6 protein-coding genes are annotated in these 9,555 nt (G+C 66.4%); 5 read left to right on the forward strand and 1 reads right to left on the reverse strand.

Going from position 1 to position 9,555, the window contains the following annotated elements; all coding sequences use genetic code 11:
- Positions 1-97: 97 nt before the first annotated feature.
- Both ACE3QM_RS04490 and ACE3QM_RS04495 read left to right on the forward strand, forming a co-directional pair.
- Positions 98-1,417, forward strand: coding sequence for an MFS transporter (locus ACE3QM_RS04490; protein WP_374420536.1), 1,320 nt, complete (start codon positions 98-100; stop codon positions 1,415-1,417).
- Between the two features lie 37 nt (positions 1,418-1,454).
- Complete coding sequence (locus ACE3QM_RS04495; RefSeq protein WP_374420538.1) at positions 1,455-2,615, forward strand: glycerate kinase; 1,161 nt, start codon at positions 1,455-1,457, stop codon at positions 2,613-2,615.
- A 94-nt stretch (positions 2,616-2,709) separates the two neighbouring features.
- On the opposite strand, the gene ACE3QM_RS04500 is transcribed toward ACE3QM_RS04495, so the two are convergent.
- Entirely contained in the window at positions 2,710-3,405 is a 696-nt protein-coding gene (locus ACE3QM_RS04500; RefSeq protein ID WP_374420540.1) for a S4 domain-containing protein, read from the reverse strand.
- A 142-nt stretch (positions 3,406-3,547) separates the two neighbouring features.
- Here ACE3QM_RS04500 and ACE3QM_RS04505 point away from each other — a divergent pair, with 142 nt between their 5' ends.
- From ACE3QM_RS04505 to pap, 3 genes are all read left to right on the forward strand, one after another.
- Positions 3,548-4,264, forward strand: coding sequence for an SDR family NAD(P)-dependent oxidoreductase (locus ACE3QM_RS04505; RefSeq protein WP_374420543.1), 717 nt, complete (start codon positions 3,548-3,550; stop codon positions 4,262-4,264).
- Between the two features lie 106 nt (positions 4,265-4,370).
- Positions 4,371-7,964, forward strand: coding sequence for an exodeoxyribonuclease V subunit beta (recB, locus tag ACE3QM_RS04510; protein ID WP_374420545.1), 3,594 nt, complete (start codon positions 4,371-4,373; stop codon positions 7,962-7,964).
- Between the two features lie 267 nt (positions 7,965-8,231).
- Positions 8,232-9,555: polyphosphate:AMP phosphotransferase (gene pap / locus ACE3QM_RS04515; RefSeq protein ID WP_374420546.1), on the forward strand; the 1,324-nt coding region annotated here is incomplete at its 3' end.

A 9,555-nucleotide genomic window follows, 5' to 3' on the forward strand; every position in this document is an offset into this window, starting at 1 on the left:
GCGCTGACCAGAATGGGCGGCACAATACAAAAACAATATTCATCAGAACCAAGGAGATGCGCCGGAGGGAAGGCCCCCGCGCGCGGAGGAGATGGATTTGAACCCTAGCGAAACCCCGAACGCGCCGCGGCAGGACATTCTGGACGGTGCTTACAAAAAAGCCGTGTGGCGGCTGATTCCCTTCATTTTTGTCTGTTATCTGTTCAACTACCTGGACCGCGTCAACGTCGGCTTCGCCAAGCTGGAGATGCTGGACGCGCTGGGCCTGAGCGAGACGGTCTACGGCCTGGGCGCCGGCATTTTCTTCATCGGCTACGTCTTGTGCGGCGTGCCCAGCAATCTGATGCTGCACAAGGTGGGCGCGCGGCGCTGGATCGCCTTGCTGATGCTGGTGTGGGGCGCGCTGTCCGCCTGCCTGATGTTCGTCTCCACGCCGCAGTCCTTCTATACGCTACGCTTTTTCACCGGCGTGGCCGAGGCCGGCTTCTTCCCCGGCATCGTGCTGTATTTCACCCGCTGGTTCCCCGCTGACAAGCGCGGCCAGGTGATGGCCTTGTTCATGTCGGCGATCCCGGTGTCCGGCGTGCTGGGCGGCCCGCTGTCCGGCTGGATGCTGCAGCATTTCGCCGCCGGCCAGGGCGGCCTGGCCGGTTGGCAGTGGTTGTTCCTGCTGCAAGGCCTGCCCACGGTATTGCTGGGTCTGGGCGTGTATTTCTATCTGAACGACGGCATCGCCCAGGCGCGCTGGCTGAGCGCGGAAGAGAAGGCGGCGATGCAGCAGGCGCTGATCGACGACGAGGCGCGGCGCGCGGCGCAGCGTCCGATGGAGCAGTCTTTCGCCAGCGTGCTGGGCAATGTCAATGTATGGATGTTGGGCGCGATCTACTTCGCCATCCAGATGGGGGTGTACGCGATCAACTTCTGGCTGCCATCCATCATCAAGGGCCTGGGCTTTCAGAACGCCGGCGCCATCGGCTGGCTCAGCGCGCTGCCATATCTGGCCGCCTGCTTCTTCATGGTCTGGGTCGGCCGTTCCGGCGACCGGCGCGGCGAGCGCCGCTGGCACGTGGTGTTGCCACTGTTGATGGGCGTGGCCGGCTTGCTGCTGGCGGCCAATAGCGGCGGCGTGGTCTGGTTGTCCATGCTGGGCCTGACCCTGGCCACCATGGGCGCGCTCGCCGGCCTGTCGATGTTCTGGCCGTTGCCCACCGCCTTCCTGGGCAGCGCCGCCGCCGCCGGCGGGCTGGCGTTGATCAACTCCCTGGGCCAGGTGGCCGGCTTCGTCAGCCCCTTTCTGGTTGGTTGGATCAAGGACTTGACCCACAGCACCGATCCGGCGCTGTACATCCTGTCCGGCGTGATGCTGGCGGGCGCGCTGCTGGTGCTGAGGATTCCGCCGCGGCTGGTCAATCGCTAATATCTTGCTCTTGTCATCTTCTGTGATTGAAAACCGCATGAAAATCGTCATAGCCCCGGACTCCTACAAGGAAAGCCTGAGCGCGCTGCACGTGGCCCAGGCGATCGAGGACGGTTTCCGCGAAATATTTCCCGCTGCCCGCTATTGCAAGCTGCCGATGGCGGATGGCGGCGAGGGCACGGTGCAGGCGATGCTGGACGCCTTGGGGGGGCAGTGGCGCGAAGCGCTGGTGCGAGGCCCGTTGGGCGAGGCGGTGTCCGCGCGTTACGGTTTGACCGTGGACGGCGTCGCGGTGATCGAGATGGCCGCCGCCAGTGGTCTGGCGCTGGTGCCGCCGGCGCGGCGCAATCCCTTGTTGACCGGCAGCCACGGCACCGGAGAACTGATACGCGCGGCGCTGGACGCCGGCGCGCGCCGCTTCGTGCTGGGGATAGGCGGCAGCGCCACCAATGACGGCGGCGCCGGCATGCTGCAGGCGCTGGGCGCGCGGCTGCTGGACGTGGACGGGCGGGAGCTGCCGCCGGGCGGCGCGGCACTGGCGCGGTTGGCGCGGCTGGATTTGTCCGGCCTGGAACCGCGTTTGGCCGGCTGCCGCATCGACGTGGCCTGCGACGTCGACAACCCTCTGACCGGGCCGCGCGGCGCGTCGGCTGTCTTCGGGCCGCAGAAGGGCGCGACCCCGGCGATGGTGGCCGAGCTGGACGCGGCGCTGGCGCATTTCGCCGCCCGCCTGGAACACGAGGCGGGCGTGGCGGTGACGGAGGTGGCGGGGGCCGGGGCCGCCGGCGGCATGGGCGCCGCGCTGTTGGCCTGCTTGGGCGGGCAGCTACGCTCCGGCAGCGCCATCGTCGCCGAGGCGGTGGGCCTGGACGCGGCGCTGGCCGACGCCGATCTGGCGGTGACCGGCGAAGGCCGTATCGATGGCCAGAGCGTGCAGGGCAAAACGCCGATTGGCGTCGCCCGCGTCGCCCGGCGTTATGGCGTGCCGGTGTTGGCGATAGGAGGTTGTCTGGGCGCCGGCAGCGAGCTGACCCATGCGCATGGGCTGGACGCGGTGTTCGCCGCGGTCAGCCGGCCTTGCAGCGTGGAACAGGCGCTGGCCGAGGCGAGCGACAATGTGCGCCGCGCCGCGCGCAATGCGGCGGCGGCGCTGGCGCTGGGCATGAAACTAAGCTCGCAGAACCGGTTCACGATCTAGCGAGCAAGAGCGAGACAAGGCGAAAACAGCCGAGGGAGCGGAATGTACAGGCGGTACATGAGCATTTGACGCGCAGCAGACTTTGAATCGGTTCTCAGAAACGCTCGAAGTCCGGCACATAGCGCCATTGCCCGGCGGTCAACTGGCCTATCGCCAGCCGGCCGATGCGGATGCAGCGCAGCGCCAGCGGGCTGACGCCGAGGCCGGCGCAGATATCGTCCAACCAGCGCGCGTCGCGTGCCGGCAACACCAAGCGCAGCTGGCGGTCGCTCTGGCGCGAAATCTTGAGATCGCGTGGAGGCTTGCCGCCGGGGCACAGGCCGTTCTGCCGTTGCTGTAGATCTGCGGCGGAAGGCGCGGCGTCGACATTGATCAGGAACTCCAGCTGGCAATCGGCCAGCCGCTGCGCCAGCTTGCGGTCCTGGGTCAGCGCCACCAAGCCGTGGGCATGCTCGGCCATCGCGCCGAAACCTTGCAGATGCTGGCGATGGCGCGGCAGCCAGCTCAGGCCGCTGACATCGCCGGGCATCTGGCTGTCCGGCCCCAGCAGCGTCAGCGGCTCGGCGTCGGCCGGCTTGTGCAGCAGCAAGGTGATTGCCGCGTCGCGTTGCGCGTCGGGCCGGCCCAAGAGTTCTATGCGTTGTTGCGGTTCCACCCGGCTGCCCAGCGCGGTGACGATCCGGCCGTCCACTTTCACCAGGCCCTGCTCAATGCAGGCATCGGCTTCGCGCCGCGTGCACAAGCCCAGTTCCACCATGCGTTTTGAAAGTCGGATTGCGGTGTCGCTCATTGTGTCTGGCCTTGAATGCAAGTGTTCGGGCAGGGATTATCCCCTTTGCCGGCATGGCCGACAAATCTGACGAATCGGTTATCCTTCTGGCCTGGAACTGCCGCGGAAGCGCCGCGCAGAATCTGCTCAAACGGGAGAGGCCGTGAATATACTGATCATTGGAGCGAGCCGGGGCCTTGGCAAGGCTTTTGTGGAAGGATTGGGGCAGGAGGGCGATCGCGTGATCGGCGTCTCCAGGCGCAGACCGGAAGGTTTGAAGCCGCCGGCTGGCGTGGCTTTGGACTGGATCGAAGCCGATTTGTCGAATCCGACCCAGGCGGTGCGACAGGTGATGAGCGCGTTGCCGGAACGGCTGGACGTGGTGATGTGCAATGTGGGCATCTGGGAGCGGGAGGCGTTCGAGCCGTCCTATGCGTTTTCCCATTGCTCGGACCTGGAGCTGATGGAGGTGGTGCAGGTCAATATCACGGCGACCATCCTGCTGCTCAAGCATGTGCTGCCGCGCATGTCGGGCGCGGCCAAGCCGCAGTTGTTCTTGACCGGATCGACATCGGCGCTGCCGCGCAGCGGCCGGCCCGAGGTGGCTTTCGCCGCCAGCAAGTTCGCCTTGAGCGGCATGGCCGACGCGCTGCGCGAAGAGTATCGCGCCCAGCGCCTGGCCGTGACCTGCCTGCAATTGGGCTACCTTAACACCGAGGACGATTTGTCCGTGCCGCGCGCGCAAGCGGCCGAGCGCGGCGCCGGCCAACTGATTCCCTTGCATGATGTGGTGAGCCTGACGCGCGCCTTGCTGAACTTGTCCGATGCCTCCTTCGCGCGGGAAATCATCCTGCCCGCGATCCTGGATGAGCGCTTTTGAGGCCGGGGGGCGTGGGGCTGCTCAGGATGCCGCTCCCGTGCGCAACAGCATAAACAGACGTTTACGGGTCGTTTAAATGGCCGAATCGCATTAAAGTGTCGCCATCATGAGCCTGCTTCCCCAAGCGCTGGACGCGCTGAACTGTCCGCTGACCGGCATCAATCTGATCGAGGCCTCGGCCGGCACCGGCAAGACCTGGACCATCGCGGCCCTGTTCGCCCGGCTATTGCTGGAGGAGCGCGACGGCCAGCCGCCGCCCGGCATCGATCAACTGCTGGTGGTCACCTACACCAAGGCCGCCACCGCCGAGCTGCGTGAACGGCTGCGCCGGCGCTTGAGCGAGCTGGCGCAGACCTTGGCCGGCGACGGCGATGCCGGCGGCGATCCCTTCCTGCCGGCGCTGGCGGTGCGTTTTCCACCTGGTCCGGTACGGACCCTGGCGCTGCAGCGGCTCAACGCGGCGATCACCGGCTTCGACGCCGCCGCCATTTACACCATTCACGGCTTCTGCCAGCGGGTGCTGACCGACGCCGCCTTCGAAAGCAGCCAGACCTTCGAAGCCGAACTGGTCAGCGATGACGAGGACAGACTGGTCGAAATCGTCGACGACTTCTGGCGACGGCGAGTGGTGGACGACCCTTTGCTGGCCCAGGTGCTGGTGGATAACGGTGAAACGCCGGACGCCTGGCTGGCCGAGGTGCGCCCCTATTTATCCAAGCCTTATCTGCGCATGCGCGCGCCGCATGTCGCCGGCCTCGAACGCGCCTTGCTCGCGGTGGAGCAGGGCTGGCGGGCGCTGGCGGCGCGGCCGGAACTGGCGGCGGAGGCCGCCGATGTGTTGCGCGCGGTCGAAGGCTTCAATGCGCGCAGCTACAGTCCGGCCATCATTGGCCGCGCCATCGAGGCGCTGGACGCCCTGCTGCGCACGCCGGACACGGTGCCGGTGCTGGACAAGGACGGCCGCCGCCAACTGGATAAATGGCTGCCGTCCAACCTGGCCAAGGGCATGAAGAAAGGCCATGCCGCTCCGGAGCATCCCTTGTTCGCCTTGGTGGAGGCCTGGCTGGGCGCCTGGGACGCTTATCTGGCAGAAGTGGCCCTGTCGGTGGCGCAACTGAAGCTGGAGTTGATCGATTGGGTTAATCAGCAGCTGAGCGCGCGCCGCGCCGGCGAGCGCAGCCGTGGTTTCGACGATCTGTTGACCGATCTGGGCGCGGCGCTGATTGATCCGATCAGCGGCCCCTTGCTGGCGGCCCATGTGGCACGCAGTTTCCAAGTGGCGCTAATCGATGAATTCCAGGACACCGATCCCATCCAATACTCGATTTTCCGCCATTGCTTCGTCGCGCAGCAGCGGCCGGTCTTCCTGGTTGGCGATCCCAAGCAGGCGATCTACAGCTTCCGCGGCGCCGACATCTTCGCCTATCTGGCGGCGCGCGACGACGCGCAACACCATTACACGCTGGACACCAACCGCCGTTCCGAGGCGCCGCTGGTGCGCGCCGTCAACGCGCTGTTCGCGCGTGAGCTGCCGTTCCTGATCGACGGCATCGCCTACCAGCCGGTGGCTGCGGCGCCGGCTTCCGGCGGCCGGCTGGAAGTCGACGATGGCCGGTCGCCGTTCTGCTTCCAATGGCTGCAGCCGGAGGCGGCGGACAAGGCCGCCAGCGGCGAAGCCGCCACCGCGCTGGCCGCGGACGCTTGCGCCGACGAGATCGCGCGCTTGCTGGCGCTGGCCGCCGCCGGCCGCGCCGCCATCGTCGGTGGCGAGACGCGGCGGCCGCTGGCCGGCGGCGACATCGCGGTGCTGGTGTCCACCCATCGCCAGGGGGATAGGGTGAGGCAGGCGTTGGCCGAGCGCGGCGTGGCCAGCGTGGCGCTGACCCAGGAGAGCGTGTTCGCCAGCCGGGAGGCCGGCGAGTTGCTGGCCTTGCTGCGCGCCTGGGCGGAACCGGCCAGCGAGGCGCGCTTGCGCGCGGCGCTGGTGACCGAACTCGCTGGCGTCGATGCCGGCGAACTGCTGTCCAGGGTCGAGGACGAGACACGCTGGGAAGCGCAGCTGCAGGCCAATGCCGCCGATCATCTGCTGTGGCGCGAACGCGGTTTCATGGCGGCGTGGCGGCATTTCTTCGCGCGTGAGCGAGTGGCCGAGCGCCTGCTGCCGCTGCCGGACGGCGAGCGGCGGCTGACCAATCTATCGCATCTGGCGGAACTGCTGCAGCAGGAAAGCGACAGCCGGCAAGGCATGGCGCCGTTGTTGGCCTGGCTGGAAGCGCGGGTGGCGCAGCCGCCGGGCGGCGAAGAAGCGGTGCTGCGGCTGGAGAGCGACGCGGCCCTGGTCAAGATCGTCACCATCCATACCGCCAAGGGCCTGCAATACCCGGTGGCCTTCTGCCCCTTTCTATGGGGCGGCGCGCTGGAGCGGCGCGACACCGCCTTCTGGCGTTACCACGCCGAGGAGCAATCCTGGCTGGCGCCGGACGTCGCCGCCGACGCCGACGTCAGGCTGGCGGCGCGCAGCGAGCTGCTGGCGGAAAAACTGCGCCTGCTCTATGTGGCGCTAACTAGGGCGCAATACCGCCAATACCTGTGCTGGGGCTGGGTGCGCGGCATGGAAACCGCGGCGCTGTCCTGGCTGCTGCACGGCCGCGACGCGCGTGGTTTGCCGCAGCTGGAACAGCTGGAACTGGACGCCGGGGTGGTCAGGCGTCAGCTGGATGGCTTCGTCGCCGCGGCCAATGCCGAGGCCGGCGCCGCCTGCGCGGTGCTGGAAGGGGCTGTGGAGCGGTCGTCGCTGGCCGCGCCGCGCGCCGGCGGACAGGACTACCGGGCGCAGGTTTTCGCGCGGCGGCTGGCCGCGCCGTGGCGAGTGGCCAGCTTCACCTCGCTGACCCATGCGCAGGCGGCTGGCAAATGGCAGGAAAGTCCGGACCACGACGCGCGCCAGCCTTCGGCGCCGGCGCCGCAAGAGCCGCCGGCGCTGGATCGCTTCGGTTTTCCACGCGGCGCCAAGGCGGGTACCTGCCTGCACGAGATTTTCGAAACCATCAGCTTTGGCGTCGACGCGGCCGGGCTGCGCCAAGCGGTGGAACTGGCGCTGGCCAAGCACGGCTTCGCGCCGGAATGGGCCGAGGCCGGTTATGAGATGGTGGCGGCGACGCTGAATGCAGAACTGGACCCGGGCGTGACGCTGGCGGCGGTGCCGGACGGCAAGCGGCTGGTGGAAATGGAGTTCATGCTGCCGGCGCCCAAGCTGGAAGTGGCTCGGCTGTCCGCCATCCTGTCCGCGCCGGAGCACGGCCTGGCCGCGCCCTTGCGCGCGGCGGCGGCGCAGTTGGACTTCGCCACCGTGCGCGGCTTCCTCAAGGGCTTCATGGACTTGGTGTTCGAGGCGGACGGGTTTATCTACCTGGTGGACTACAAATCCAACCATCTGGGCGGCCAGCACGAGGATTACCGGGCGGAGCGCTTGGCGGAGTCGATAGCGCAGGAGCATTATTATCTGCAGTACCTGATCTACAGTGTGGCGCTACGCCGCTATTTCAGCGCGCGCGGCATCGATTTCGCCGCCCGCTTCGGTGGCGTGCGCTATCTCTATCTGCGCGGCATCGGCGCCGATGGCTGCGGCATCTGGCACGACCAGCCGGCGCCGGCGCTGCTGGACGCGCTGGACCATTGGTTTGCCGGCGGGCATGCGTAGGAATGCGGAGTGCGCGAGCCAGGGGTATCCGACTAAGCTGAATTATCTGAAGTGGAACGCATCCGGTAAGAATGTGTTTACGATCTTGCGAGCTAAGGCGAGACAAGGCGAAAACGAGCGAAAAAGCGGAATACACAGGTGGTGCATGAGCATTTTGAGCTCGGTTTCAACGCCCATTTCTATCTATCCCGCCGACGCGCAGCAGATCGTAAACAGGTTCAAGGGGAGAGTAGCGCCGGGGCGAGCCGACAATAACAAGGACGCATCATGTTCGAATCCGCCGAAATCGGCCACAGCATAGACAAAAAGACTTTCCGCGAAGCCATGCCAAAATTGCGCGAGGCCTTGCTGGATCTGCAATACGACCTGAAGGAAAAAGCCGACTTTCCAGTGCTGATCCTGATCCACGGTTTCGACGGCGCCGGCCGCGGCGAAACCATGAATCTGATCAATGAATGGCTGGACCCGCGGCTGATAGACACCGTCGCCTTCGCCGAGGCCAACGACGATGCCCGCTCCCGGCCCTGGATGTGGCGCTACTGGATGCAACTGCCGACCAAGGGCCGCATCGGCATGTTCTTCGGCTCTTATTATTCCGATGCCTTGTTCGATCGGGTGTTCGCCCGCAGCGACCGCGACGCGCTGGACCGGCAGATTTTCGACATTCTGCGTTTTGAGCGCATGCTGACCATGGACGGCGCGCTGGTGTTGAAATTCTGGTTCCACCTGACCCGTGAACAGCAGCACAAGCGGCTCAAGCAGATGGAAAAAGACCCGGCCAGCAGTTGGCGCGTGACCAAGACCGACTGGGAACACTACGAGCGCTATGACAAGATCCGCAAATCCGCCGAGCACATCCTGCGGCTGACCAATACCGCCGCCGCGCCTTGGGTGGTGGTGGACGGCGAGGACGCCAATTACCGCAGTCTGACCGTGGGCAACACCCTGCTCAACGCCATCCGCAACCGCCTGGCGCAAGCGCAGGGCTCGCAGGCCGAGCTGATAGACGCGCCACCGCTGCTGGCGCCGATAGACAACAAGCTGTTGCTGGACACCCTGCAGCTGGACCAGGCCATGGACAAGGCCGAATACAAGGCTGAACTGGAAAAACTGCAAGGCCGGCTGCACCGGCTGACCCGGCATCCGCGCTTCGCCCAGCACTCGCTGGTGCTGGCCTTCGAAGGCAACGACGCTGCCGGCAAGGGCGGCAGCATCCGCCGCATCACCCAGGCGCTGGATGCGCGTCGTTACCGGGTGGTGCCCATCGCCGCGCCGACGCAGGAAGAAAAGGCCAAGCCCTGGTTGTGGCGTTTCTGGCGCCATGTGCCGGGCAAGGGCGGCATCACCATCTTCGACCGCACCTGGTATGGCCGGGTGCTGGTGGAGCGGGTGGAGGGCTTCGCCAAAGAGGCGGACTGGATGCGCGCTTATTACGAGATCAACGACTTCGAGCATCAGCTCAGCGAAAACGGCGCCGTCATCGTCAAGTTCTGGCTGGCCATCAGCAAGGACGAGCAGATGGCGCGTTTCAAGGGCCGCGAGGAAACCGGCTTCAAGCGTTTCAAGATCACCGAGGAGGACTGGCGCAACC

The organism is Chromobacterium sp. (assembly GCF_041912965.1).
Lineage (GTDB): Bacteria > Pseudomonadota > Gammaproteobacteria > Burkholderiales > Chromobacteriaceae > Chromobacterium > Chromobacterium aquaticum.

Excerpts from the sequence above, each read along its gene's own strand:
- ACE3QM_RS04500 (WP_374420540.1), bottom strand. The coding sequence starts at position 3,405 with ATGAGCGACACCGCAATCCGACTTTCAAAACGCATGGTGGAACTGGGC.
- ACE3QM_RS04495 (WP_374420538.1), top strand. The coding sequence starts at position 1,455 with ATGAAAATCGTCATAGCCCCGGACTCCTACAAGGAAAGCCTGAGCGCG.
- recB (WP_374420545.1), top strand. The coding sequence starts at position 4,371 with ATGAGCCTGCTTCCCCAAGCGCTGGACGCGCTGAACTGTCCGCTGACC.